23 protein-coding genes and 2 pseudogenes are annotated in these 25662 nt (G+C 34.8%); 5 read left to right on the plus strand and 20 right to left on the minus strand.

The features are described 5' to 3' along the window. Nucleotides 1-235 precede the first annotated feature (235 nt). Nucleotides 236-1075, minus strand: a complete 840-nt coding sequence (locus ACE38V_RS22420; protein WP_375844902.1) for a DUF2935 domain-containing protein — start codon at nt 1073-1075, stop codon at nt 236-238. A gap of 549 nt (nt 1076-1624) precedes the next feature. After that, the gene (locus ACE38V_RS22425) at nt 1625-3460 is read right to left on the minus strand and encodes a PhoX family protein (RefSeq protein WP_375844904.1); all 1836 of its coding nucleotides are present in this window, start codon (nt 3458-3460) and stop codon (nt 1625-1627) included. A 1087-nt stretch (nt 3461-4547) separates the two neighbouring features. Between ACE38V_RS22425 and ACE38V_RS22430 the strand changes: the two genes are divergently transcribed. Beyond that, complete coding sequence (locus tag ACE38V_RS22430) at nt 4548-4910, plus strand: hypothetical protein (protein ID WP_375844906.1); 363 nt, start codon at nt 4548-4550, stop codon at nt 4908-4910. A 1011-nt stretch (nt 4911-5921) separates the two neighbouring features. Here the strand turns inward: ACE38V_RS22430 and ACE38V_RS22435 are convergent. The 4 genes and pseudogenes from ACE38V_RS22435 to ACE38V_RS22450 form a co-directional block, all read right to left on the minus strand. Next, entirely contained in the window at nt 5922-6575 is a 654-nt protein-coding gene (locus ACE38V_RS22435; protein ID WP_375844908.1) for a thymidylate synthase, read from the minus strand. After that, a pseudogene (locus ACE38V_RS22440) lies at nt 6572-7130 on the minus strand (ketopantoate reductase family protein); the annotation flags it as partial. The gene ACE38V_RS22435 and the pseudogene ACE38V_RS22440, both read right to left, overlap by 4 nt. A gap of 668 nt (nt 7131-7798) precedes the next feature. Next, nucleotides 7799-8210: pseudogene (locus tag ACE38V_RS22445) on the minus strand (hypothetical protein). A 25-nt stretch (nt 8211-8235) separates the two neighbouring features. Beyond that, nucleotides 8236-8706, minus strand: a complete 471-nt coding sequence (locus ACE38V_RS22450; protein WP_375844910.1) for a hypothetical protein — start codon at nt 8704-8706, stop codon at nt 8236-8238. Between the two features lie 941 nt (nt 8707-9647). Between ACE38V_RS22450 and ACE38V_RS22455 the strand changes: the two genes are divergently transcribed. The 3 genes from ACE38V_RS22455 (at nt 9648) to ACE38V_RS22465 (ending at nt 12336) form a co-directional block, all read left to right on the plus strand. Then, a complete protein-coding gene (locus ACE38V_RS22455; RefSeq protein WP_375844912.1) occupies nt 9648-10652 on the plus strand; it encodes a DUF3231 family protein in 1005 nt (334 codons plus the stop codon). A gap of 26 nt (nt 10653-10678) precedes the next feature. Then, on the plus strand, nt 10679-11134 hold the full coding sequence (locus ACE38V_RS22460) for a hypothetical protein (protein ID WP_375844914.1): 456 nt from the start codon (nt 10679-10681) through the stop codon (nt 11132-11134). 305 nt (nt 11135-11439) lie between these two features. After that, entirely contained in the window at nt 11440-12336 is an 897-nt protein-coding gene (locus ACE38V_RS22465) for a DMT family transporter (protein WP_375844916.1), read from the plus strand. A gap of 144 nt (nt 12337-12480) precedes the next feature. Here ACE38V_RS22465 and ACE38V_RS22470 read toward each other — a convergent pair whose 3' ends face one another. Then, nucleotides 12481-13329, minus strand: a complete 849-nt coding sequence (locus tag ACE38V_RS22470; protein ID WP_375844918.1) for an aldo/keto reductase — start codon at nt 13327-13329, stop codon at nt 12481-12483. 71 nt (nt 13330-13400) lie between these two features. After that, complete coding sequence (locus ACE38V_RS22475; protein ID WP_375844920.1) at nt 13401-13835, minus strand: MerR family transcriptional regulator; 435 nt, start codon at nt 13833-13835, stop codon at nt 13401-13403. Between the two features lie 341 nt (nt 13836-14176). On the opposite strand from ACE38V_RS22475, the gene ACE38V_RS22480 reads away from it, so the two are divergent. Continuing rightward, nucleotides 14177-14437 carry a hypothetical protein gene (locus tag ACE38V_RS22480; RefSeq protein WP_375844922.1) on the plus strand — a complete coding sequence of 87 codons (261 nt, stop codon included), beginning with the start codon at nt 14177-14179 and terminating at the stop codon, nt 14435-14437. A gap of 161 nt (nt 14438-14598) precedes the next feature. Here ACE38V_RS22480 and ACE38V_RS22485 read toward each other — a convergent pair whose 3' ends face one another. From ACE38V_RS22485 to ACE38V_RS22540, 12 genes are all read right to left on the minus strand, one after another. Beyond that, nucleotides 14599-15429 carry a hypothetical protein gene (locus ACE38V_RS22485; RefSeq protein WP_375844924.1) on the minus strand — a complete coding sequence of 277 codons (831 nt, stop codon included), beginning with the start codon at nt 15427-15429 and terminating at the stop codon, nt 14599-14601. A 265-nt stretch (nt 15430-15694) separates the two neighbouring features. Beyond that, on the minus strand, nt 15695-15931 hold the full coding sequence (locus tag ACE38V_RS22490) for a hypothetical protein (protein ID WP_375844926.1): 237 nt from the start codon (nt 15929-15931) through the stop codon (nt 15695-15697). Nucleotides 15932-16119: 188 nt separating this feature from the next. Further along, on the minus strand, nt 16120-16308 hold the full coding sequence (locus ACE38V_RS22495; RefSeq protein WP_375844928.1) for a hypothetical protein: 189 nt from the start codon (nt 16306-16308) through the stop codon (nt 16120-16122). Nucleotides 16309-16389: 81 nt separating this feature from the next. Further along, entirely contained in the window at nt 16390-16767 is a 378-nt protein-coding gene (locus tag ACE38V_RS22500; protein ID WP_375844930.1) for a hypothetical protein, read from the minus strand. Nucleotides 16768-16781: 14 nt separating this feature from the next. Beyond that, nucleotides 16782-16994 carry a hypothetical protein gene (locus ACE38V_RS22505; RefSeq protein ID WP_375844931.1) on the minus strand — a complete coding sequence of 71 codons (213 nt, stop codon included), beginning with the start codon at nt 16992-16994 and terminating at the stop codon, nt 16782-16784. A gap of 20 nt (nt 16995-17014) precedes the next feature. Beyond that, nucleotides 17015-17275 (minus strand): hypothetical protein, encoded by a 261-nt coding sequence (locus ACE38V_RS22510; protein WP_375844933.1) that lies wholly within the window; start codon nt 17273-17275, stop codon nt 17015-17017. A gap of 43 nt (nt 17276-17318) precedes the next feature. Next, complete coding sequence (locus ACE38V_RS22515) at nt 17319-17447, minus strand: hypothetical protein (RefSeq protein ID WP_375844935.1); 129 nt, start codon at nt 17445-17447, stop codon at nt 17319-17321. Between the two features lie 212 nt (nt 17448-17659). Beyond that, nucleotides 17660-19534: a TnsD family Tn7-like transposition protein gene (locus tag ACE38V_RS22520; RefSeq protein WP_375844937.1), complete on the minus strand. Its 1875-nt coding sequence runs from the start codon at nt 19532-19534 to the stop codon at nt 17660-17662. 5 nt (nt 19535-19539) lie between these two features. Beyond that, complete coding sequence (locus ACE38V_RS22525; protein ID WP_375844938.1) at nt 19540-21207, minus strand: ATP-binding protein; 1668 nt, start codon at nt 21205-21207, stop codon at nt 19540-19542. Further along, nucleotides 21191-23377 (minus strand): Mu transposase C-terminal domain-containing protein, encoded by a 2187-nt coding sequence (locus ACE38V_RS22530; RefSeq protein ID WP_375844940.1) that lies wholly within the window; start codon nt 23375-23377, stop codon nt 21191-21193. The genes ACE38V_RS22525 and ACE38V_RS22530 overlap by 17 nt, the downstream gene beginning before the upstream one ends. Continuing rightward, a complete protein-coding gene (locus ACE38V_RS22535) occupies nt 23361-24206 on the minus strand; it encodes a TnsA endonuclease C-terminal domain-containing protein (RefSeq protein ID WP_375844941.1) in 846 nt (281 codons plus the stop codon). The genes ACE38V_RS22530 and ACE38V_RS22535 overlap by 17 nt, the downstream gene beginning before the upstream one ends. Then, nucleotides 24196-25002: a recombinase family protein gene (locus ACE38V_RS22540; RefSeq protein WP_375844943.1), complete on the minus strand. Its 807-nt coding sequence runs from the start codon at nt 25000-25002 to the stop codon at nt 24196-24198. Before ACE38V_RS22540 ends, ACE38V_RS22535 begins: the two co-directional genes overlap by 11 nt. Nucleotides 25003-25662 lie beyond the last annotated feature (660 nt).

Genomic DNA, 25662 nt, shown 5'->3' on the forward strand with positions numbered 1-25662 from the left:
CCTTTCAGAGCGTTACCTCTTCATTCGACTCCTCGATATAACCCTTCAGTCTTAATAATCTAAAACTGCCTGACCTTTACCGAAATTGTGTGACCACATTTCATTTGAGTCAGGAACATTTCGCACCTACTAACGCACCCGTACGATATTTCACAATATTGTTGTTGGAATTTTATATTATTCAATAAATTAAGAATTGATAATTGATAAATGTTTTATTCAGCCGTTATCTAGGTTATCGGGTACCGCCTGTAAGATGCGCATCAAACATATCAATGATTTCTAGGAACCTATCAGCTTCCCGGAAGACATGGTCTGCTAATAGAGGATGAATAATGCTCTTTATTTTACATTGCTCAATTAAATCACGGGCTGTTTTCTTGAAATCCCTAAGAGATACGACTGAAACTCGATTTTGATCAAGGAATTGATCTAAAAGAGGAACTGTTTGAGATTGTGGCTTCATAGATTCTAAGTCCCTTGCTTGATACAGTAGTTGATCAAAATCATTGCTAAAGTTCCGTGCTACATCAATTAGTTTCCTTTCTGACGGATCAAGGAGATGACCAATAAATTTGGCATGGTCTGCCATAATCCTTAAGAAGAAGACATTTTCTTTAATAATGGCATCTGGAAGCGATTGTAATTTTCCTTCATTTAATTCAATTAATCGTTTTCTAAAATAATTAGCTTCCCTACTGATATGGTCAACTAATAGTGGGAAATTATTTGCTCCCGGCAATTTGCATGTGAGAATTAGTCCTAATACTTTCCGTTTAAATACGAAAATATTAGTTGCAGCTTGTTGTACCTCTGAATTAAATCTTCTTATTTGTTCGGGGTCTGTTTGATTATTAAAGGAATGTGCAGTTTGTTCGATGTGTTCAAATAAACGATAAAATTGATTAGCCTCTTGAATTAGTTGAGTATCTTCTGCTCTAAAACCCAATCGAAGAAATAAGGAATGTTCTTTCATGATCCTAGCCCAAAAACGAATTTCATTTAAAGAGCGCTCAACAAATAATCCAGATGTAACACCGGTATCAGCATGCAAAGATGTATCATCCCCGTTCATTCTATAACCTCCCCAAAATACTCCTTTTCCTCTATTCATATTTACTTAGTAATTTAAATATGCCTTAAAGCAAAAGTTCCGTTTTATTTTTGAAAATTATGAAATAAAGAGGACTTTATCTTTGTTTTCTGCCTATGGCCATCGTTAAAATTTTTAGTTTTCCTACTTTAATCTTATGAAACTAAACTGATCCTTTAGTTTAAGTGAAAATTTTCACAATTTCTTCGCTCATAACGCTTTTCTTTAAATGTGTTACTCAAGAAAATGTCCCTTTTATTGAACAATATAACTGGAATTTAAGGGTTAAAAGAAAAACCCTATTAATATAGGGTTCTATCAAACTTTGTATTAAATTATCAATCTTTTTAATAAATTATCGAACTATATTTTAAATCAACAATTCGCGGAATCATTTTGATTCGCTGGTTCACATTGGTTCCCAGCCTTATCTTAGCTTAAAACATACGCTTCTATATCCTGATCCGGGGAAACCTCTTCACGAAAATGGATCGCGGGAATGATTCCCGCGGTCCTATAAGTTGAGAGAGATTACTTCTTAGCGCTGTTAAGTACAGAAAAATCAATATAACCAATGTTTCCAGGGTTTTGGGAACCAACCATTAAGTACGATTGACCATTTAAATTATCGATGGCTTGAAGCCCGGTGACTTCTCCCCCGTCTGGTGCAGAAACGATGCGGGAAAGTTTCTTTGTATCCACATTATAAGCCCAGCCATAGTTATTCGTATGCATATCGCTGTCTTCAGCAATGAATAAAGTTCGATATTTTTCAGAGAAAACGATATTGTCAGGGTTAGCCATTTTTTCAGGGTTGGCTGTGTTTCCATTTGCATCTGCAGCAGGCAGATCTTCACCTGTTAACAAACCGGACATTTTTGTGACGACATAATCACTATCAATTCCATTGCCGTCACGGTCTTTTTGTCCGTCTGTCAAACTCAATTCATAAATTGTACCAGCACTAAGTTCAGGTAATTGAATATCGTCTTGAGGATCAGTTGGATTTTTGGTCATACCCTTTTCAATGTACGACATTGCCATATAAACTTTGTTGTCTGCTTTATTGAATGTAACAGTTTCCATCTTATTGAACTCTGAAGTTGCACCAAGAATAGCTCCATATCGGCGGGATTCAAGAAACGCTGCTGCTTTCTCCATACCTGGTTTCACCTTCAGCCATTCTGAAGACTTTGCACCATTTGAATTAGTTTTAACTTGTGTAAATCCATTTGCTTGTGCATATTCGGCATCGTCTGTTGTTTCAAAAATATCGCTGAAAGTCAGGTTTTGCGCTAATTCCTTTATTTCTCCATCTGTGGCATGCCCTAATTTAATCCATTCGATATCAGCAGAACCGCCATTTTGGTCACTGGTTTGGTTCCATTTGGCTGCATATAATGTACCAGCAGATAAATCCTTTGCTTCATCTGCAACATACATGAAGGACATCGTATAGCCCCCGTCATCACCGAAATAAACAGTCCGGTTATCCGGTGCTACCGTGACATTTTCAAATGATAAACGTCCCATGCTATAGTGTTTAACAGCTTTTGCTTGACCATTTGAAGAAACCTTTACTTCTGTAGAATGTCCATAAAGGTATGGGTTGCCGATAACTGTGGGATCTTGATAATAATTGCGTGCAAATTGGGTAATATCCGACTTTTCAGGATTTGCTTCATGTGCGCGTGCATCTGGTTCATATTCTTCACTGCCTAAATGGGTATTCCAAGGAGATAATACTGCCGCACAAGGTGTCCAAATGCCGCCATCTGCAGAAAAATCAATAGGTTCGATATCGGTAATTTTCATTTCACCCGTTTTCTTATCTTGTTCCACTGTATTTAAATACAGTGCTTTTGGCATATTACCAAATCCATAACTTGGCATTGCTTCAAAGTGATTAATCATATATAGTTTACCGCTTTTTCCATTCACGCTAATAAGCGTATTTGCGTCAGGTGCTGTAGAAACAATTGGATTTCCATTTATATTTTTAATAATATTTCCATTTGCATCATAAGCAGCACCGACAACCTTTCCGTTAATAACTTCACCAGGGCGGGCTAGAGAATGATATTCCAAAGGTACAGTCTTTTGCGTACCATTGTTAAATGTTACAAGCGCAGAAACTTCGCTATACATAGATGAACGTTCTGCATCCGTGTCAGGTGCATCCATTCCAATAAATTCTACCGATTTTACCTCGAGTGGTTTTAAAGGATTGGCATGAACATTGACCGCGGTTGATTGAAAATGACCATTTGTACTCCCAATATTCGCAGCACTTACGACTGCAGTTCCTGCAACAATTGGTAATACCATTGCTGAAGAAAAAACAACATTTCTTAATGATTTTTTCATATTCTACTTCCTCCCTTTGTTTTATGTACTACAAATAGAAGTATAATATGGAATCATTAAGCTTTAGTTAAAGCTATGTAAAATATTCTCAAAAATATATTAATTCCGAATAATTATATCAACTATTCATTTCATTACACTAGTGTTGCATAAATGGTGTCGTAATTTTCAGTTTACTTGTTTTTCTTAATAAGAACCAAAAAGGTAAATACCTAATTAAAGGTGGTTCTGCCCATTTAGAAATTTATTTACAATAAAACCTATAAACCTGTGGGACAACAACAAATTTGCTCATTAAGAGATGGCTTTTCCTTCAATCTTTCGAAGCCAAATATTCGCTGGTTTCCACAATGCGGCCCTTAAATGAAAAATGAGCGCTTATCCTTGTTCGAGGATAGCGCCCTATTGTTGAATAGTTATCTTAGTTAAAAAACAAAAGATTAAAAGGTTATCTTACTTTAACGATTCCTGCAAAAAGTCCTTCATTAAATCCCCTGTTTCATAGAGACTTCATTTATTATTGGATTCTTTGAACAGCTAATTTCAATAACAGTGGTGATAGTGGTACGGGTAGTGGTGGTGATGATGGTACGGGTAGTAATGGTATGGTTGAGGATGGCCAAATCCTAGCCCTGGAGCAAAACCAAAACCCGGTCCTCCTAAATCAATACCTGGGTAAAGTCTCTCATTACTCATAATAACATTCATCGCCCTCATTACATTTTACATTAGAGCATATCTTTTTTGGGGTAAATGTAATGAGGGCATTTGTCTTGAATTCTAAGAATTTTTATGACATATGCGGAATCCAGCAGATAATATGGATTTTTTATTCAAAACTCTTTTTCTACGTTGGAATTAAGTCAATTATTCACTCTGTTGAAATATTACAACCCAAATACTTATTCAACTGCCTCGTTATCCAATAAAGAAAGGCGATGCCTTAAAATAAATATTTTTTTCGTACAAAGGAGTTAATAAAACTGCTTGGAAATTTACCCAATCTATTAGTAACTTTGCCTAAGCAAATCCTAAGAAATTGAATATAAAGAAGTGTAAACATAAAAGAAATTGGAGGTAAGTCTATATGTATGGTTATAGAACACATTATCAACCACAAGATACCAGATTTATTGGCTTAGGCTTGGGTTTATTTGCATTACCCTTTTTAGGCGGATTAGCGGGTGGGTTATTAGGTAGTGCATTTTATCCGCGCCCATTTTATGGGTATCCAGGATTAGGCTACCCAGGTTCAGGATTTGGTTTTGCTCCAGGTCTTGGTTTAGGTGGTCCAGGTTCAGGATTTGGTTTCGCTCCAGGTTTTGGTTTAGGTGGTCCAGGTTCAGGATTTGGTTTCGCTCCAGGTTTTGGTTTAGGTGGTCCAGGTTCAGGATTTGGTTTCGCTCCAGGTCTTGGTTTCGGTGGCCCAGGCTCCGGACTTGGTTTTTAGCCAGGTCTTGGACTTGGCTATCCGCACCCAACCAGTAATAATACCAAAGTAAGAACAAACAATTTATTGTTAGAAATATTTGTTGTAGCTTTTAAATAAAGTTTAAACAAAAAATATCTATAAACGTTGATTTTATCATAGAAGAAAAACTCGCATTTTGAAAAAAGTTTAATCAAAGTGGATTCTTCATTTATCAATCTGGATTTAGTTTTTATAAAAAGATATATATAAACCTTATTCGCATTGGTGGAGGTATTATAATAATAGGTGGTTTATTTGCCACATTTATCATATCATTCTATCATGAATTGAAACATTTAAAGGAGCTGGATAGTCTTGCTCTTTTACTATTTTCGTGATAAAGCAAAAGCATATTTTTCCATTTTGGAGACAATTCTGTAATTGCTGCAGTCAGAGTTGTTACTAGAGATCTAGAACGGAACACTTTGGTTAGTGGTTCGTCAGCAAAATTTATCAGACCATTGGAAAAACATGAAGGATGTATAAGAGATTAATACACATTCGGAAATAACTTCAACGTAACAGAAAAAATAATTTTTACATTTAACGTGCGTTATTTTTGGTTCAAATGTGCTGGTATAATAAAGTTCATAAAATTTGAATGCAAATCGATAATCCATTTTTTTCGATGATTATACCTTGGATAGTACCATTTTTATCATAGATGTATTCATGTGTTGAAAAATCCAAACTACATTGATAACATAAACACTCTTTAAAGTTCTTTGTTAGAAACTTAATTTAAAACCCAAAAACCAAGTGAAATCACCTGATTTTTGGGTTTTTAGGAACTTTACTACTGATTTTTGAATTAGCAAAATAATTTCAATCTAATTGTTACTTTTAAGATTCTTCGGTTTTTCGTATTCATTTTCCTCGGATTGACAAATCTCACTGAACATTTCCTTATTGCTGAAGAGCAGCCACAAAACTACAAAAAAACACGATCGGTGCCCCTTTTCTTAAACGCCTTTATAAAAGTCTATTATTTTATTGATTATTATAATCATTCAAAATGTTATACACTTTTTCTTTATCTTTATCATAGAAATGTGCTGATTTTACGATTAAATTCATGTCACCTACTTCAATATCAATATTATCAGCAATCATTTTCAAAATTTTATAAAGCATAACTAAATTAACATATGCCTTACAACCAAAATCTAAACTTCTGCAATACACATACATATCTAATCTATTGTTATCTACATAAAAGTCAATCATACTAACACATGGTATATATTCTTCATCTGATAATGGTTCGAATGTAGTAATTGTTGCTGCACGGGTATGTAAATTACATTTTAATCTTGAAACTAACCAATCTATTTGATCCTTTTCACTCATATAGTTATATAATTTACTAGCATAAGAGTTTGCATCAAATAATTCTTTTACAGTTCCCAGCTTAGTAAAGTTATTTTCCATCCAATCATATTCTTCCTGAACCATATATTTTTCAATAATTGGGTCTGGCAGGACTATATTTTTAATAGTTAATGATGTGCCAACTATTTCCTTTACTTGTTTACTCTCACCAACATTATCGGTATACATTGTTTTATTACCTTTGTTTACTATTTCGTTGAGCATTGTCATCCAAGCGACACCAATCGTTTCAACAATTCCTAAATGTTTCATTTTAACCTCCATATCTCTGCAGCGGCAGTGACGCAAATAGTTGTGAAAATATTAAGTTCTTCAAAAAATTTAATATTATATTCGCATTTCGGTACTGATTTGGATTCTTCAGCTTGTTTTACTAATTTTACAACCATATCATTATAAGGTGTCAAAATTCTTTTGCTCTCTGCCAGCCTCGGTACTACTCCATTTATATAATCAATTTCAGTATTAACTTTCTTTTCCAGGTCCTGCAGCATGCTAGCTTTTAACAGTCTGGAAGGTTTTATAATGTCTAAGCCTTTGGACACGTTCAGGAATATCCTTTTCGCTTTTTATTTCTAATAATAACATATCAAATCCATTCATTTCAGCAAATTTTACACCGTTTGCGTGACCGACTTTGATTGTTTCATCTGTAATATGTGCCGCACTTACAATACTGGTCTCATGATCAGATACCCCTCAAAACTCTGTATTAAGTGCAGCTAATAAACCGCTAAATGCATTGTTGTTCAATAATTTAGACCATTTTGTTCCAACCAGGTTATCGGAAATATGGGTTCCTCCCACATGGAAAAACCCCCCTTTAGATAATCATATCCATAGGGGGGATAACGGTGTAACTTTTTTATAAACGGTATAACTTTCTTTAAAACAGTACATCTTTCTTTTAAATCTACACACATGTAGTCGTCAAAAATAGTCCTTCCCTCCCCCCTTCTCTCAAACCCTTGCCACTCCTACCTTTCTCCCATTTCCCAATTTCTGTAGGTAAATGCAGTTGTTCCCCCGACCGCTCCTTTTTTCTCCTATTTTTTGTCAGAATCCTATTTTTTTAGGAAAATAAGTTGTTCCCTGAAAGACAGGGTGAAGGGATTAGGAATGAGGGGTTTTTTCCTGCTTTTTCTCCTGCCTTTTTTCTCTTTTATCTTCTTGCTTTCCTTCATGAAATCGTTGATTTATCGGGCTTTTTCTCCTGCCTTTTTTCTTGCCTTTCTCATGCTTTTTTCTGGCCTTTTCTCCGCTTTTGGACACAAAAAAACGAGGAAAACTGGAGACAATCCTCCGATTTTCACTCGTTTTAGGGAACGATTCATTTTGCCAAGGGAACAACTTATTTGCCTTGGGAAGAGGGTCATTTTGCTATAACATAGAAAATCAGGAATTAGGGATTGAGGGGAGAAGGGAAAATAATCTCTTACGTTTACGGTAGTTCAATCTTAAATATTTCAATTATTTCATTTGTTTATATAATACTTTAAAGTAAAACCGACTATAAGCCCTGGAATCACACATAACATAGAAAGCCAAACAGGTCCGAGTAGTATTCCAAACAGCTCAAAGTTTGAAGAGTAAATACATCCTACCGTAACAGAATAGGCAGAGAAGACAAAAGGAAGAAAGGAATACCGTTCTTTCCCTCGACCCGCATCCTTAAAGGCATCCCACATCGCATAAAAATATAGACAAGGGTAAAACATCAACCACTGATAATTTGCTTCTCCTATTGCTTTTTGTTTCGCCTTGAAAACTTAAAATAATCACTACATTAAAATTCGCTTGAACATTAACCAGAAATTCTAATATCAAAAGAACAATTCCTTTTACTACTTTTCCGTTAAGAAACTGACCAAATCCAGGTAGAGCCATACTCCATAGTAATTTTTCAATTGGACTATTCACATGCCTTATATCCCCTTACTTTATCCATACAGAATTGAAAAGCATATAAGAGTAATGACTTAATAAAGAACAATATTGATAATTGGAAACCCTTTAGTCGGACCAATGATGCAGTTCCAGTTTTTTTAAGAAATTTAACAAATGGATAAGTAAAAATAGTATCAACAATTAGATTTGTAAATAAATATATGTAAAATTTCCGATAGGTAAATTTCATAATCCACATAGAGCCAATTAAAAAAGAACCCCATATTAAAGGAAATTCACCTGACAACTTCGGATGTAGCCTTTGATAAAACCACCACCATCTACGTTTTTTAGCAATAACGCTTTCTAAACTTACAACCAAAGAGATAAACAAGGATGCGGGTAAAAATCTTTTAAACGTTTTCTTCCCTAATAGGGGAAGAGTTAGCCAAGGAACGACTAATAATGCTAATAACAAGATTCTTGAATATTTCATCACACTTCCCCTTTGATAAATTACTTCAATTTGCTGACAAAAGTAGCTGTTCTAACCATTCGTTTACAGCGTGAACTGCAAGTGATTTTATATCTTCACCCTAAATTGTTCGAGAAAATGTTTAAATACACATATAGCCATGTTATCGGAAAGATAAGTTGTCCATAAATGACAATTCAGCCGAGGGTAATTTTATTTGTTCATGTTTATTTTCCTAAACGAAGTCCTTCAATTTATCTTTTCAGCTATAACATTCCCACAATAGAGTAATTATATATATTAACCAATCAAAAAAATATATCGGTGGGCATAGCTTTAGCTGAAACGAATGTCCATTTATTTCCTCTCCCTCTCTTTTCCCTCCACATTGAAACTTCTATCTCTTTCACCTTTTTGCTCCGAAGCGATTCTACCCAATCTATTACTTAATCCAATGGGATATCTACTCTTTATGATTTTCTCTACCCGTATGTGTTAATAAGTCTTTAGATTTCAATAAAACCCTCTTTATTTTCTTAACCAAAGAAGAGGTATTATACAGAATAAATATCTTTCTTAGAGTGACACTAACCTTAGTGTTATCATTTAGCACTAAACTTCAATGTGGAGGGATATACTTTGAATATTCTTTTTAGCTTATTCTCAAACTTAATAATTTTGGGTATTAAAGTAGCATTCCTAATTGGTAATATAAATACCAGATTAACATCTTTATTAAGAATGCCTTCTTTAACTTAGGCTTTTTGGGCTATTCTACAAAGTATCGTCTAATACGCATTGTTGTGGAGAAAGGTGGGCATAGAAATATGCTCACTTTTTATTAATTCACTTTATTGGTTGGTTCAACCCTTCGTAGAGTTCTTCTAAGTAATAGTATGGAAAGGTAAAAATAAATTCATATCTCTTTTCAATTTTGAAAATAATATCTACGAGGTGATACTGTGGATGAAAATAAATTAAAACTCACATCTTCAGAAATAGGAACACTATGGGGAGAATATGTGAACGGAACAGCGACAGACATAGTAAATAAATATATGGTTTCTATTATTGAAGATAAAGCAATAAAAGCCATATTTGAGGAAGCCATTATTACATTTGAAAAACAAAAAAAACAAATCGTGACTTTTATTGAGAACGAAGGATTTCCAGTGCCAATTGGATTTACTGATTCTGACCTCTTTAAAAATAAACCGAGATTATTCACAGATATATTTTGCCTGAATTATTTGCACATTATGACATTACATGGTTTGCTGGGACACAGCACTTCCTTAGCTGTTTCTGTTAGAAAAGACTTAAGGGACTTTTACGATTCATGCGATAATGATGCGAAAAAGATGTATCATCAAACCATTGAGTTATTGCTGGAGAAAGGAAGTTTTCAAAGAGACCCTTTATTTTATCCAGCCCAAAACCCTGAGTTTATTTCCAGCCAAGATTTCACAGATGGATTTTTTGGAAAAGGTAGAACATTATCGGCAGTGGAAATTATTAGTATTTCCTTCAACCTTAAAAAAAGCATTATGGCTAAAACACTTTCTATTGCATTCAGCCAAGTTGCTCAAACAAAAGAGGTTAGAGAGTTTTTAATGGATTCTGAAAAAACAGCAGATGGGCAAATTAAAAAATTTACAAAAATTATGCAAACGGATAATTTACCAGTTCCGAAATCTTGGGAAACAGAAGTGACAACTTCAACTGACTCTCCTTTTTCCGATAAATTAATGTTGTATCATATTGGGTTCTTGTTCCAGGCCGCACAAAATTATCATGGGGCAGGATTAGCATCATCTATGAGAACTGACCTTGTAACAGCTTATGAAGGGACTATTCTAAAAAATTTAATGGTTACAAAAAAGTGGTATAACCTGATGGTACAAAATAAATGGTTAGAACAGCCCCCACTTGCTCCTAACAGAAAAGAAATTGCAAAAGAAATATAGGATAAAGAGTTGCATGGTAATGTTCAATGAGTAAAAACATATTGGAAAAATTAATATGGAGCATCGCACTTCCTGGATTTGGACAATATTTAAACGGAAAGTATTTTAAAGGCACAGTTTTTTTGATACTTGAATTTCTGATTAATATACAATCAAATTTCAATCAGATTATACTTCTGAGTTTTCACTGGGAAATTAGTGATGCCATAAAACATGCAAATTATCAGTGGCTGATGTTTTATCCTTGTTTGTACTTTTTTTCAATGTGGGATGCGGTTAAAGATGCTGGTGGAGGTAAAGACCCTATTTCTTTCCTTCCGTATGCACTCACTGCGTTTTTTGTGACAGTTGGTTTGATTTTTTCATCAAGATTGGCATTATTTGGAGTTTTATTAGGTCCTGTTTGGCTTCCAATATTGTTTGTTATTCCTGGGGTGGCATTTGGAGTTATTATCAAGAAAATTACAAATAGCATTCTTTGAAACCATCCTCTAAAAAAGGGATGGTTTTTATTTATTCCACTAAATGTTAGTGGAATAACCTCTATAAAAAGGCACTAATCCTTCTTGAATTAACGTATAATTAGATAATATCATTATGATAAAAAGAAATAGGGGGATTATTATGCCATTATCTAATATAAATCTTTACATTTGGAAGCCATTTTCAACATCACCGCCACCTCCGTTTACTCCTTCTTTTGGGTCAGCACTGAATAAACTTATATTAAAAACAGATTAAGAATCTGAGAAATATAAGCTATTTCTCAGATTCTGAGGAGTAGACGATGAAATCTAAAATTCAGTTCCTATTATCAATGATAATCTTTGGTACGATTGGAGTATTTGTAAGATACATTGATTTATCTTCAAGTGAAATAGCTTTATTACGTGGTTTAATCGGTAGCTTATTTTTAATAACGGTCATGTTCATGGTAAAGAAAAAGGTTTCATGGGCAATGGTTAAAGTAAATGCTCTATTTTTACTGTTTTCGAGTATTGCATTGGGTGGAAATTGGATTTTCCTTTTCCAAGCGTACAAGCATACGACCATTTCTAACACAACACTAAGTTATTATTTTGCACCTGTGTTTGTCATGATTCTTTCTCCATTTGTACTTAAAGAAAAATTATCAACAAAGAAAATAATCTGCATTGGTGTAGCCATGTTAGGTATGTTATTGATTGTTGGTAATAGTGGTGTAAGTACATCTGGATTAGATGATTTAATTGGCATTGGCTATGGACTAATGGCCGCTGTATTCTACGCTTCATTAATGTTATTAAACAAGTTCATCAAAAACATGGATGGGTTAGAAATTACACTAATTCAGCTCGGAACAGCGAGTTTGCTTCTCATGCCATATGTATTCTTTACTGAAAAACTCAGCATTTTAGAAGTAACAAGTTCTTCAATTCCATTTATATTAATCTTAGGGATAGTACACACAGGGATTGGATTCTTGTTATTCTTCTCAGGTATGCAGAAATTAAAAGGACAGAGTATCGCTTCATTAAGTTATATAGACCCAATCACATCATTAGTGATTTCTGCTGGTGTCTTGCAAGAACCAATGACATTTGTTCAAATGCTTGGTGGTATATTGCTTTTAGGCTCAACATTTGTTAGCGAAAATAACTCAATCAAATTTCCAAAACGATTAATGAAAACACCAGCTAAATAACGAAAAAGACAGTGGGAAGCATTCGTTTCCCACTGTTTTTTATTTTAGAGTGTTTTTATAAACAACACTCGGTCTTGTTTGATTCCACCATAATTGCTGTGTACTTGTTATAACCGCTTACCTATCTTTATAAAAGAATTTCTCTTATAAACCTAATTTTCTTTCGGCTAACATCTTAATCATATTTGGGTCAGCATGTGAGAAGAACTGGCTTTCTCCAATATTTAAGGTCGCAATAGCAGTTTTGTCTTCATCAGTTAAGCTGAAGTCAAAAACATCCATGTTTTCTGCCATACGTTCTGGATTTGTCGTTTTTGCTAAGACTACAATTTCTTGCTCCACGAGCCAACGTAAAATAACTTGTGCAACTGACTTATTATATTTCTTACCTATTTCACTAAGGATTTCATTTTGAAAAATATCATTTTTCCCTTCTGCAAAAGGGGCCCATGCTTCAGGACAAATTCCTTCTGCTTTTAAGGTTTCAATAACTTCTGTTTGCTGGTTGAATGGGTTAATCTCAATTTGGTTGATAGCTGGAGTTACTTCGTTGAACAGTGATAAATCCACTGCACGGTCAACTGCAAAATTTGAAATACCAATGGCACGTAGTTTCCCTTCTTTTTGAAGTTCTTCCATTGCTCTCCACGCACCATAAACATCATTATAAGGCTGGTGTATAAGTAATAAGTCAACATAGTCTAATCCAAGACGATTAAGTGAACCTTGAAAAGAATTCATTACGCCATTATACGACACATTTTCAATCCATATCTTCGTTGTAATGAAAAGTTCTTCACGAGCAATACCTGAATTTTTAATTCCTAATCCTACTTCCGTTTCATTCATATATGATTGTGCGGTATCAATATGACGATATCCAGCTTTGATAGCATCAATCACCGCTTGTTCTGTTTTTTCTGCAGGGATTTGGAATACTCCAAAACCTAAAATCGGAATTTCAACACCATTATTGAGTTGTACAGTTTTCATTCTTTCCGCCTCCTGATTGCTTAATTACATAAGCAACTATAAACTATGGAGTCAACTCCATAGCAAGAAATTTATTGACCCTTTTTGAAATGTTTCATCTCCCATAACTTCTCTACTTTATCTTCCGTCAATTCACCACTTTTAAACTTCTTTATATGAACGTCATAGGTGTCAATCTTATATTGTAAGAGGGCACGTACTTCTTTCATTTTCTCTATATTTTTTTCAATTTCCTCTAATTGGTCGACCAATATTTGTTTTTGAGCTTCCTCCACATTTTGGGTTTCACTAAGCCTCGCAAGTGAAGCAAATTCAATCAATGATTCAATGGATAATCCTGCTGAACGAAGACTCTTTGCAAGAAAAATCCAATTCAAATCACTGGTTTGATAATTACGATAACCATTTTTATCACGTGTAACTGGTGGTATCACACCAATTCTTTCATAGTAACGAAGGGTGTCTACCGATAGGTCAAACATTTCTGCTACTTGCTTACTGTTCATAATTTCCCTTCCTAAACTTTATTAAATTTATCTTACCCCCCAAATTAAAAAAGAGAACGTAGGTCTCCATGCCTTAGCAACCAGCTAAAATGGGGGTAACTTCTTCAACAGCTTCGTTAGTTGAAGAAAAAGCAATATCTTTCATAAAGAAAATCTCATTTCTCAAACTTTCAATAAGAATCTTTAAGTTTAATGTTATATAATAAAAAAAAACATTTACAAGAGGTGAAGAACTTGAATCTTCTCACCAAATGCATTGCCATCATACTCAGCCTGTAGTGTCTAAATTTTCTTTGGGGGATTATTACAGGCTGAGCCTTATCCCAAGGAGTTGATGGCAATTGAAACCACATCAAAAGAATCGAAATCGTGCTTATTATCGGCATCACCGAAGAAGAGCTATTCAGCGTAAAGCTAAAATTGCAGAACATAACGTATGGTATGTACCCTTTAATGGTTATTTTGCAAAAGGGAAAGTGCATTGTTCGTGCTGGATGTGTTCACAAAAAACGAATAAAGATGGATTTCCTCATTCGCAAGTCATCCAATTGGAACGCTTGAACGGCCAAATATCTGATTATTATAGTGAAGAGGAATCATAACCCCAATAAAGAAGAGCAGTTTGGATTTCCTGCTCTTCTGTGTTTTTATTTATCGCTTTTAAATTTATTTTAATCTCTTCTTAAAACTTGAAGATTGTCTAATTCAGTTAAACCGCCTTTAGCCATTGATATAATTATAGTCTATTTAGAGGTATAATTTTTTATAAAGCATCAATAACCTTAGTACGATACTCTTCCCAATAGTTCTCTTCATCTCCCCATATACTGTGTAACCATATATACATCAATATAAATTCAAGGTACTGCTTCTTTCCTTTTATAAAAGGTTTCTTTGAAATCTTTGTGTAAAGTGAATTTAAATTAAATAGGTTTGTTTTTTGCTTATAATCATAAATATATGGTTGCCATTTCTCATTGCTTTTTATTTTATGCTTGGATGGCCATAAGGAATCGTCATTAAAAAATCGTGACAAATAATCTGAAGCAAAAGCCCAAATATTCACTTTGTACTTATTCCAAGTATTTTCTAACCACTCGTTGATTTCTTCGGTTAAAAATACTGAATGGGTATTTATTTCTCTTTCACTTTCAATCCTATGGTAATCTTTTATAAAAAGGAATAGCATTTCTGTTTGACCTTTTAAAAATGAGTTCTTTTTTATTAACTGAGCATAAGCATCATAAGAACAACTTCTAAACTCTTCCGTTTTATGGTAAAGGAAAAATAGTTCATCCTTCTTGAGAAAACTTATTATAGAGCGATGGATTTGCTTTTCATGTACATCATAGATATTAACTAACCATTCCTGAATTTCATTATCATACATTTCCAGTTGATTTCTTAACTTTACTAAACGCTCTTCGTTTAAAAATGTCTTTTGTTCCATCTCTTCAATATTTAAATATTGATTAAAATACTCAAAAATGTAATTCACACAAATTCGCATGTTATCCATTTTGGCATCTATATCATATTCATTTATTTTATCTTCTTTTTTTCTTCTTGATATATATTCTTCAAGAGAAAGCATTTTATAACATCCCCCTTACTTCTTCCAATAGCTATTCATAAAGTTGCTCCATACTATCTAAAGTTTTATGGTTAATACACATAATAAAAACAACCACCTTAGAACTTTGCAAAAGCAAAAATAGTGGTTGTTTCGTAAAGCAAAAAGGGTGGTCGCTCTCAAAAAAAGTGTCCTTTCGATGCACGAACCCCAAAGCTCGGCTATCTATATTTTAGCAAACTTCTGAATAAACCGAAAGCAATTCAGGGACATTTCAAGACTTAAATCATTCTTTCAAATCTTGTTGTAGCAAACGGAAGAGTTCTTCTTTTGATTCTTCTGGGAGAATACGGATGAACTCCTGTAAACCCATATTGAATAAACACAACATAGTCATTTTTTCTCTTTCATTATCGAATGGAAGAAAAACCCCGCCCAATAACTCCAGCTTATTTTCTCCAGGAGTATATTCATCATATATCTTAAAATTAATCGGTTGAGCATCCTTCTGAGGTATTAACATAAGGGCAAATTTCCCTCCTCCATGTTTTGTTACAAAATGGACATTTCCACGCAAAGATGGAATCCCAATTACTAATTCCAATTTTCTCATTCACATATGGTAAAGGGAATATCTTTTGTTCTTCTACAGATAGGAATTTAATTAAATTCTTGCCACAAAAAGGGCAATGTTCTTTTGGTATTTCTACCTCATTCTCCATTCTTTTCTTCATCACTTTCAACAATCTGGCATAATCCTTCTTTTAAAAGAAGGTGAACATCTAAACACGCCTCGGCAAAATCAGTATCATCATTATAAATTTCCTGTTCCCAAAAATTAATTTGGTCTTTTTTGCGAATTATAACATGTACATTATCCAACATTTTATAGTAGCTCAATCTTTCCCCTCCCATCATAATATCAGTCTTGAACCTATAACATTTTTCGTAGCTTTTCCTTTGTACCATCAGAAATAACTTTTATCCCAGGTATAATGTGACTACTCCTTCTTTTTCGGCAGTTTCTATACAACAGGATAAGAAATGAAGCAACCTCTCTTTTTCTCGGTCGGCATCAAGTTGCATTGGATGTAGACCTGAAAAGAGTAAGACAGCAGGATGCAACAGTTCTCGCTTTGCTTCATTGTAAAACTCTCGATTCTCCACTTCCTTGTAGGCTTGTTGTAGTGTTTGATAAGTTACATTGATTTCATCCCCTCTCCCACTAAAATCAACCCCATATGGATTATCCAATCCCAGAGGCACATACAAATGTTCAACATTTGGATTCCAGACTTCAAACTTAAACTTTGCAAAGACCTCATTCTTCTTATTTCTTGCTTCATCATAAAAACCCATTATTTCTGCCCCCTTTATCTCTCAATTAAATAACTTGATAACTCCTCCAGCATGGCGAAATACTCCTCTTCCCTTTCTGCCTCAAATCCATACTCCTTCAACTGAACAGTAGGTGTCTGTAACCATTCCCGAATATCATTGTCCATTTCCAGGTCCTCCAAAAACAAAACCTCCTCCACCAATTCATTAATATCTGCATCTTTTTCCTCCTCAAATCCCTTGCTCATTTATAAATCCTCCTTATCCCTTATTCACACTCATTTTTTAAGTAGTAGTCCGACCTGTTTATAACATCTACGAAACTCATTTCATCCACATTTAAAGGTTCATAGACTTTATCTATCACTCCTGCCTTTTCAAGCTCTACGGAAACAACACGAATCCACTCTTCATATATTTTCACTTGTATGCGTGGCTCAATACACCTAAAGGATTGTTCCAAACCATATCTGTTATATATATCACGAATAATAGCTCGTACAATCGAAACAGCCAATTTTTCCTCCATACATTAATCACCCCCCTTTTTGGTGTTTCCTAAATCATTCTTACTACATAAAAAAGGAAACCTTTGCGTAATACCCTATAATTAGAGAAATTGCTATCATAAACACATCCCCAATAAGCTCAACCGAAAGATTCAGCAGTGATTCTTTCAACTTTGTTTTTTTCAGTAGCATTTTCTATCCCCCCCCTTCAAATGGAGTTTGGAAACAAACAATATAAAAAACGCCCAGTCGGGTTGACTGAGCGTTAGTATATGTAATATGAACTTTTATAGGAGATACCTAAAGTCTTCATTTTGTTTCCTCGTTTCAGAAATTTAAATATTCTATAAATCTATGATAACTACAGTTCTATACGATATCAACTCGTATTTTGATAAACCAATCTAAAAAATACCACTACAAATATGTTTAAATTCCTCTTTTAATTCTTCAGTCCATTCATCACGAATACCAGCTATCTTGGCAACTCTCCACCATTGTAAGTCACAGCCCTGCATTTCACATTCACCTATCGCCCATTTGATTCTACGTATTTGGAAATCTCTTACCGAATCAGTGTTTTGTAGTAAGTATTCGTTGGTTCGGGGCAACTTGGATAGATGCTTTTCCAGCAAAGATAATTTGCCTATTTTTTTACCAACCCCGCTTATCGTTATTCTTTCAGGTTTATCATTGGAATTAAGTATTTCTTCTACAACCACTTTTACTACCTCAAGTATTTCTTCATCTCTTTTATCCCAATCAACTCGATTATTGACCATAGGAATCTGTTTCTTCTTGGGAGAGCTGGAATTTAACCATTCCCTATCATTGCGATATAGCCAAGTATAAAGACCACTATTAACCTTCCGTAGTTCCGTTTTACTCCTTTCGGGATATTGCTCCTGCAAATCCAGCCATTCTTCCCGAAAACCTTCCTTGATAATCACATCGTTTTGACCTTCACTACTGAGTTCTACTTCATCTTCTCTTAACTTCTGACCGTATTTTTTAACCGTATTTACGTCTACCTTTAATCGCCTTGCAATTTCTCTCAAACTTAAACCCTTTTGGAGAAGTTCTTTCAGCTTTGCTTCCCATATTTGACCGAGCTTTTTTACCCTTCCAACCCTGTATCTATCTTCTTCACTGCTGTCAGGACCACTTCTTGCATAAACAAACCCACAAGAACAACTAAATGTCCCAACTGGCCGCTTGATTTTGCTGTCATACCGTACAGACACTTCAATAATTACTGGCTGTAAATAATGGTCTGCTCCTGCATTCAAACATGGAAAAGGTGCTTTACCAAATGGATGATAATCTGTTTCCTCATTCCATAACTCTTCCAACGTAATTCCCAAAAATTGAATCATCAGTAGGTGTCTAATGGGATGAACGGTTTTACGTGGTTTCCTAACCATCATGCTTAACCAGCAACTTTCATTATCAGTAACGGGAGATTGGACTGTCTCTAAGAGATTTCCCCCGTAAAACTCAATAAATTGTTCTCTAAGTTCTTTTTGCTTTACACTTCCATTCGTATTTGCTAATCCCATCAGCTTTAACCTCTCTATGTATTGAGAGAAAAACCATTCAGGTGGTTTATTGGGATAACGATTGTTTAATAATTTTTCCACATTATCCACAAGTTGAATGTACTTGGGTATAAATTCAAATTCTATAACCTCTTCTATATTCGTTAGATTTGTATATTCATCGGACAAATTGCAATTGTCCACACTTGCTGGAATAAACTCATGTTTATTATAGGGATGTACGAAAACTTTGCTGTCGTAAAGTCTGGTCTTATGCTTGGAACAAATGATAATACAAGGAACTTGATGGCTTTGTTTCCAATATATCTCGCCATATGTTTTTAGCGATTCCAATGCACAATCCTTACAAAAACGTATAAATTTATTTTCTACAATCGTACTTGCCATAACTCCTATACGATTGTGGATGCTTCCACCACTGTTTCCTTTCATAGATTGTAAGATTATTTTTGCACGTTCTGAAGGAAGAAAGGCACTATAAAATGGATATAATGTGTTCTCCATTATCAATCTTTCTGCAGTATAGTTACTTCCAATCGGCAAATTGCTTATCAAGCTATCTATGTTGGCTGGTAAATCCAAAACAGCAGTGACAGAACGTGAACCAAATAACTCTTCAACAGTTGCCTTTGGGCTGATATTACCGCTTCTTACATGGAATCTTGCTAATGTACTATATAACAGCTCATTTGGATACGGTGTTGGAAAGAACCCGACCATACATTTCACCCCACGCTTAAGAAGTCATTTTCATCAGTTATAATAATTCCTTTTTCTTTAAGAGCTTCGTGGGCAGACAAACCGTTTGCTTTTCCTTCTGAAACAATCCATCTTAAATCTTGTTTGTTTTGCAACTCCACTTTCCTTGGTTTTTTAGTCAGTTTAGAGCTATTTTCTTCTATATTTATAGACAGCTTAAACGCCTCTTTTACAATCCCCTTTATATCCAATTCTTGTCCTTGCTGTTCCATTATAGAATCAACACATTTTTTCGCTTTGATTGGTTCAACATCCAACTCAATTAACTTTAAGATTGCCTGTTCTCTCACGTTCTCCTTCCAATCTTTCTCCTGCTTTTTTTTCGCCTTTTGAAGCTCTTTTATTTTTTCATTCATGGAAACAGTAGCAAATTCCTGATTAATAAAACCTTCTACATCTATAGGTGTGATATCCTCATATTTTGAAATAGCTTTAATATCACCACTTCTAATAGCATTAATCATCGGTTGAATTAGTTGTAAATTGGCTCTTGCAACCTTCCTTATTAATGCAGGAGTTATTTCTTCTTTTCCACTGGAAATTGCCTTCACCTGAGCCATGACGAAAAGTTTGATAGCAATGTCCGTTATTCCGCCCGATTCATCATATATAACATCTTTAAATTCTTGTGTAAGAGCAGTTGGCTTTCGTACCCACTGATAATCCCACATTCCTTCGAGAATTAAATCCCAATTCAAATCCTTTTTGATGCGTTCTATCACCATATCGCCCTGATTGCCACTTCCACGTCTTGCTTGACGCAGGTCGCCTCTTAAATAAGGAAGTGCCTTTGGTGTTCCTATCAGAAGAATTGGAGTTCCCATATTGGATAGGTAATGGAAGAAGTTCATCATCTTTTCAGCACCGCCTGATTTCGCTACACTCAGCGACTGCACCTCGTCTATTACCAGTAGTCCAACACCATGAACCTTTAACATCAAGGCTAACGCAGGTTGCATGGATGCAATAGGCTGTCTTGCTGAACCAAACTTTTTATAATAGTTCGTACCCAACTTACTGTCCATACTCCGAAATGCGTCAATGCAGATGCCCTTTATGTTTCCGTCAAACGAGCAATCTAATTTGAGCCATACTAACTGATACATGTTAAAATCAGTTCCTTTATATTGAGAATGTACAATTAGTTGAGGTAAAGTTGAGAGTATCATATTAATCATCTTACTTTTACCAATACCAGATGGACCCAAAATCGTCATTGCTGAGGTCGTGCTATTAAAATTACTATTGTACATATCTATGTTTGCGTTTAGAATCGACTTGTAGTTTTCATGCAATTCTTGGGCAAATTCTGGTTTAAAAGGATTTCTGTGAACATACCCCATACGAATCATTCTGGAGACCCTTGACTCTAAATCAATGGTTTGAAAAATCGGCTGATAGTATTGAAACAAACGCTGTACGAGATGAAGTCTTATGTGACTATCCAGATTTCGTTCACTTTCATCAAAAGGTGGATAATAGGCTAATTTATCAACTGCCTCTTCCTTTGAAAGAATGGGAGGCAGAGCTTCGATAAAAGGATTGTTTCTGTATTCCATCACTTCCTGCTCTCTGTATTCTGCCATTACAGCTTCTCCACCGTTGGGAATTATTACTTTATTCTGTTTTCCCATACGCTCTCTCCTTCTGCTTCCTTCTTAATAAAGCAATTTCATTTTCAAAATCATCTTGTTCCTGTTCTGGTTCTGAATTATTCATTCTATTAAAGGAAACAACTTGTCCCTTTTCACTTGTCATCTTTTTATCAAGTTCAAATGCCTCGTTTTCCCTGTTAATCATCTTTTCTATTTGTCTATTTTTACGGATTCCCTTTAGTTTTTGTGTCTTACTTTCCGCTCCATCCTGCTGTTCTTTGGTCATTTTCTCTGCTTCCCGAACTATATTTTCTATTTCGGATACCAAATCAATTTTTGATTGTAGCTGTTCGTCTTCTTTTCGTCTTTTCTGTAACTTTTCATACTCCTGCAAGTACTCCAGCTCCTCGAAACTCTTGTATTTATGAACTTCTTGATAATCAAGAAGATGGCATTTCTCAAAATCTTTTCCGTCTTTCTTCTTAATATATACGTAGTTTAAATTTCGTGGGTCATAGGATATCTGAATCTTCTCTCCACTTCCTGTTATACGAACACGTTCAAAACTACCTTCTTTAAGAAGGTTTAAGGAGCTATAATATAATCCCTTGAACTTAATTCCTTTTCCAGTTATATAAGCATTTCCAGTTGGCATTAAATTCAATTTCACAATATCTTCTGAAACCGAACGCAACAATCCTGCTCTATTTTTTAAACCCCAGCTCCACAACTTAATAGGAATCGGCTCTATATCATCGCTAATCATCATTTCTTCACGATTATAATTATTTAACCAACTTTGATTATGATGCAGACAAGATTTAACTAAGATTTGAGTAAATTGAAAAAGGTCAAGCACCCCGTCTAAACGATAATTCCTGTCCCCTCTACCAGCAGTAGGATTAACAGCACCTGGAAGCAATGGTTTTATCACCTTTTCGTTAATTACTCCGAAATTTCTCTCAATTATTCCTTTTGCATCCGCTCTGTATGAACCTGAGTTCTGTACTTTAATATGTAAAGAACTAATAAGGGACTCTGCCAAACTGCCTTCTAACTCCCCTCGGTCAGCCATAAGAGTGTCACATAAATGCTGAACTGGCCATTGCTCTTCGGTAATTTCAATATCGTACTCTTTGCAAAAATCTACTTTATTACTTACCGAATTAGCAAGAGCATTCATAGCCCCGTTCCAAGACGGTCCTTCTAATCCTACGTATAAACCTGTAATCATTCTGGAAAATCTATCTATACAGAAATAAACGACAGGGCGACCGATTATCCAATTTCTGTTATATCTCGATACCAAATATACATCAGCAATTGTTGCATCAATTTCATAGTAGCCTGGACCATGAGCCTCTACCGTAGAGTTACCCAATATCGGTCTATGATTTTGCAAATACTCCTTCGACCCCTGCCTCGAATATATTTCCTTCTTCAAGTTTCGCTCCTTATAAAAGAAGTATTTAAACTGCCCAAAAGTCGGAACTTCACTGGATGGTTTTAATATTGGCTTCTCAATGCCCCCATCTACCCTGTACCCATCCGCATAAAATTCCTTCCTCATTAACTGGTATGCAGTATTCAATGAGTTCCCAGCTTTTGTATAATAAAATTTATTAAGTGCTACCCTAAATATCCGCTTTGTTTCTTCATCGACATTCACACCTTCACCCACAATATCTTTAAATTTCTTAGGTCTCCCCCTTTTTTTACCTGTCACTTGCTTATCCGAATCTTTACCAATATTCTTGTAATCTGGCAAAAGAGCATTCTTATGTTTTCCCCTTTGCCAATACCGCCTTAAATACTTGTAGACTGTTTTATTGCTCACTCCAAATTTTCCACTTGCCTTTTTAACAAGCTCTGCACGTTTCTTTGAATTAAAAATTTCTGGTTCATTTACTTTCTCCGCAATGGCTTTTATTATCTCCCATGCTTTATTCCGAATTTCCTTCTCTTTTTCACTAATCTCATTTTCATTTCTAAAAACCTGAAACGGGTCATCCTTAATAAGGATTGCACTTTTAGCCTCAATATCATTAACAATGTCTTCTACATTTTTATATATCGGAGTGCTCTTATTAGCATAAACATCAATTAAAACTGCAACTGTATAATCACTGCTAATCCACAAAATTCTTTCAACGGTATCCTTTAATGAATCCTCCGTATAACGGATTAACGTATTAACGGTCAATAGCAATCTTCAATTCCTCCTTCCTATCTGGGAAAACAATCTCTAAAATCTCTGCCGATTGGTTTAAGTCGATTTTTCTATTCATATCAATCTTGATAAGCTTTGTTGCCAATAGATATTTGAATAGCAACAACCCTGTACCAGCTTCAAGATTTAGTTGAGAATCAAAAGAACTTGTAATTTCCCGAATTGCCCTTTTCTTTTCATAAAATGATTCCAACAAAATTCCAGTGAGATATGAAATATCATCTTTAGTAAAATCTGTTGTATCATCTAAAAATCTTGCTGGATGTATCCACTCGATATTTTTAGATTTTACTAAGGGAATTTCCTTTTGAGTTACCAATCCCCAACTTACTTCTTTCTTTTCAAAATAGCGTCTTATCAGCTCGAAACGTTCAATTACCGTCTTTTTTTCCAATTCATGACTTGCTTTAACACTCCTTGCTACATCATAGGTATTACCGTCATTCCCCTTGATTGTGATTAAAAAGGTTGTTGTTAAAATGTAAGGAAATCCAGATTTTTTATCCTTAAATTTTCTTGTATCCATATCTTCATGCTCCCCAACAACTTCTTCAAAGTCATATAAAGGGAAATGTTCCTTCACCTGTATGACTGAATCATCAAATTCCAATAAATAAAAATATCTCGTCTCTATATCAGACAATAAATGGACAACCCTGTTGCACTTCCATGTCCTTATACGACTGCTCCTGCCGAGACTGCCGAAATCGTGAATTTGAGTAAATCCCTTATAAGATTCATATTCTCCCTGCCCTCTTCCATCCTTAATAAAACGTTGTAATTTCTCCTCATTCCATTCACTTCTCATTTCCAACACCAGCTTTTCTATTTCTCTTTAGCAATGCTTGGACTTTTCCGAAAACAATCTTATTGACCAAGGGGGTATGATTTCCTTCGATAATTAAATCGGAATGTCTTAAGACACCCTTATAAAAATCGTTTCTTAGGATTTCTACTAATGTCTGTTTACTGAAAAAATTGCCCCTTCTGGTTTTATATCCTGAACCATCTAAATACTTTTTCAGTTTCCCAAGACTGCCCAACTCTAAATACTTTTTGAAAATCATTTCAATAATGGTCGCTGTTTCAGCATCCACAGCAATCTTCGCCTTTTCATTCCACTTGTAGCCAAGAGGAGCATTACCACACGCCTTATTGCCTTCCTTTGCCTTAGTTCTTCTTCCAGAACTCAATTTCAAAGTCACATTCATTCTTTCATACTGGTCGAGCAGTTCCATCATTCCGTTTATCAAAAAGTCATTAGGGTCTTTGTTATAAATGCTGTAATTAGGCTGTTCAACACTAATAATATCTGCACCTTTTTTCCGAAACTCTCTATGTACCAAAACTTTAACTGTATCACTCCGCCACAGCCGAGAAGTATTTAACACAACTACTTTTTTTGTCTTACCAAGTGAACTAATTAAATCCGTTAATCCGTCACGATTACCTAAAGTACCAGAAATCCCCTGGTCTTTGAAACAATGAACCAGATTATAATTATTCTTCTGACAAAAATCTACGATTGCTGATTCTTGAGTTTTTAACCCATATCCATCCATTTGGGTTTTGGTACTAACCCTTATATATCCAAAAACATCCAAATTTTTATTCCTCCATATACTTGATTAGTCAAATATTATTCATAATGTCTGACTTAAAAGCTGAAAAAATAAAGGACTATCAATGTCCAGTTGCTTTTAAAGTCGTAAGTTATTGAATTGGTCAATTTATTAGTTAGTTGCATAGCCCTTTTCGGTATCACCCCCTTGAATATAGTCATTGGGCATAAAAAATAGCCAGTAGTCAATCCAAATGGTTTTTTTTGGAAAGGCTACTGGCTATTCTAATTTTTTTATAAAGGTCGAAAGGGCTAAATCTTATCCCCTGCCCTTAGATGTTTTTCGTTTGTCATCATCTTATCTCAAGGCGTAACAAAACTCAAGCATAAATTGATTGAAAAATTCCAACATACAAATCTATAAGAAACCAAAAACGATATTGTATTTACGTTCAAAGTTCACTCAGGTTAGTAAGATAAACAGCATTACTGCTATCGTTCTTGTCTACAATAGAGTCCTTAGTAAAAATGTATTTGCTACTATCCAGTGTTTTCCTAATGCTTTTGAAATAGGTTTCTGCCTCTCTCCTTGTGTAGAATATTTCTGTGTTCCCCATATTCCCCCAACACTCGACAGCCCAACTCTTTTCCATTTTTAATTTCATCCCTTTATTCCGAGTTTCTTCTATTATATATGTTATAT

Origin of the sequence: Cytobacillus sp. Hz8, from assembly GCF_042263505.1 — a bacterium.
Taxonomy (GTDB): domain Bacteria; phylum Bacillota; class Bacilli; order Bacillales; family Cytobacillaceae; genus Bacillus_BE.

What these genes read in the sequence shown, in the direction of transcription:
- ACE38V_RS22525 (WP_375844938.1), bottom strand. Translation starts at nt 21,207, where the DNA reads ATGGGAAAACAGAATAAAGTAATAATTCCCAACGGTGGAGAAGCTGTA.
- ACE38V_RS22535 (WP_375844941.1), bottom strand. Translation starts at nt 24,206, where the DNA reads ATGAGAAGTGAATGGAATGAGGAGAAATTACAACGTTTTATTAAGGAT.
- ACE38V_RS22420 (WP_375844902.1), bottom strand. Translation starts at nt 1,075, where the DNA reads ATGAACGGGGATGATACATCTTTGCATGCTGATACCGGTGTTACATCT.
- ACE38V_RS22475 (WP_375844920.1), bottom strand. Translation starts at nt 13,835, where the DNA reads ATGAACAGTAAGCAAGTAGCAGAAATGTTTGACCTATCGGTAGACACC.
- ACE38V_RS22510 (WP_375844933.1), bottom strand. Translation starts at nt 17,275, where the DNA reads ATGGAGGAAAAATTGGCTGTTTCGATTGTACGAGCTATTATTCGTGAT.
- ACE38V_RS22430 (WP_375844906.1), top strand. Translation starts at nt 4,548, where the DNA reads ATGTATGGTTATAGAACACATTATCAACCACAAGATACCAGATTTATT.
- ACE38V_RS22500 (WP_375844930.1), bottom strand. Translation starts at nt 16,767, where the DNA reads ATGGGTTTTTATGATGAAGCAAGAAATAAGAAGAATGAGGTCTTTGCA.
- ACE38V_RS22425 (WP_375844904.1), bottom strand. Translation starts at nt 3,460, where the DNA reads ATGAAAAAATCATTAAGAAATGTTGTTTTTTCTTCAGCAATGGTATTA.
- ACE38V_RS22460 (WP_375844914.1), top strand. Translation starts at nt 10,679, where the DNA reads ATGAGTAAAAACATATTGGAAAAATTAATATGGAGCATCGCACTTCCT.
- ACE38V_RS22490 (WP_375844926.1), bottom strand. Translation starts at nt 15,931, where the DNA reads ATGTTAATACCTCAGAAGGATGCTCAACCGATTAATTTTAAGATATAT.
- ACE38V_RS22505 (WP_375844931.1), bottom strand. Translation starts at nt 16,994, where the DNA reads ATGAGCAAGGGATTTGAGGAGGAAAAAGATGCAGATATTAATGAATTG.
- ACE38V_RS22465 (WP_375844916.1), top strand. Translation starts at nt 11,440, where the DNA reads ATGAAATCTAAAATTCAGTTCCTATTATCAATGATAATCTTTGGTACG.
- ACE38V_RS22450 (WP_375844910.1), bottom strand. Translation starts at nt 8,706, where the DNA reads ATGAAATATTCAAGAATCTTGTTATTAGCATTATTAGTCGTTCCTTGG.
- ACE38V_RS22435 (WP_375844908.1), bottom strand. Translation starts at nt 6,575, where the DNA reads ATGAAACATTTAGGAATTGTTGAAACGATTGGTGTCGCTTGGATGACA.
- ACE38V_RS22485 (WP_375844924.1), bottom strand. Translation starts at nt 15,429, where the DNA reads ATGCTTTCTCTTGAAGAATATATATCAAGAAGAAAAAAAGAAGATAAA.
- ACE38V_RS22515 (WP_375844935.1), bottom strand. Translation starts at nt 17,447, where the DNA reads ATGCTACTGAAAAAAACAAAGTTGAAAGAATCACTGCTGAATCTTTCG.
- ACE38V_RS22520 (WP_375844937.1), bottom strand. Translation starts at nt 19,534, where the DNA reads ATGGTCGGGTTCTTTCCAACACCGTATCCAAATGAGCTGTTATATAGT.
- ACE38V_RS22470 (WP_375844918.1), bottom strand. Translation starts at nt 13,329, where the DNA reads ATGAAAACTGTACAACTCAATAATGGTGTTGAAATTCCGATTTTAGGT.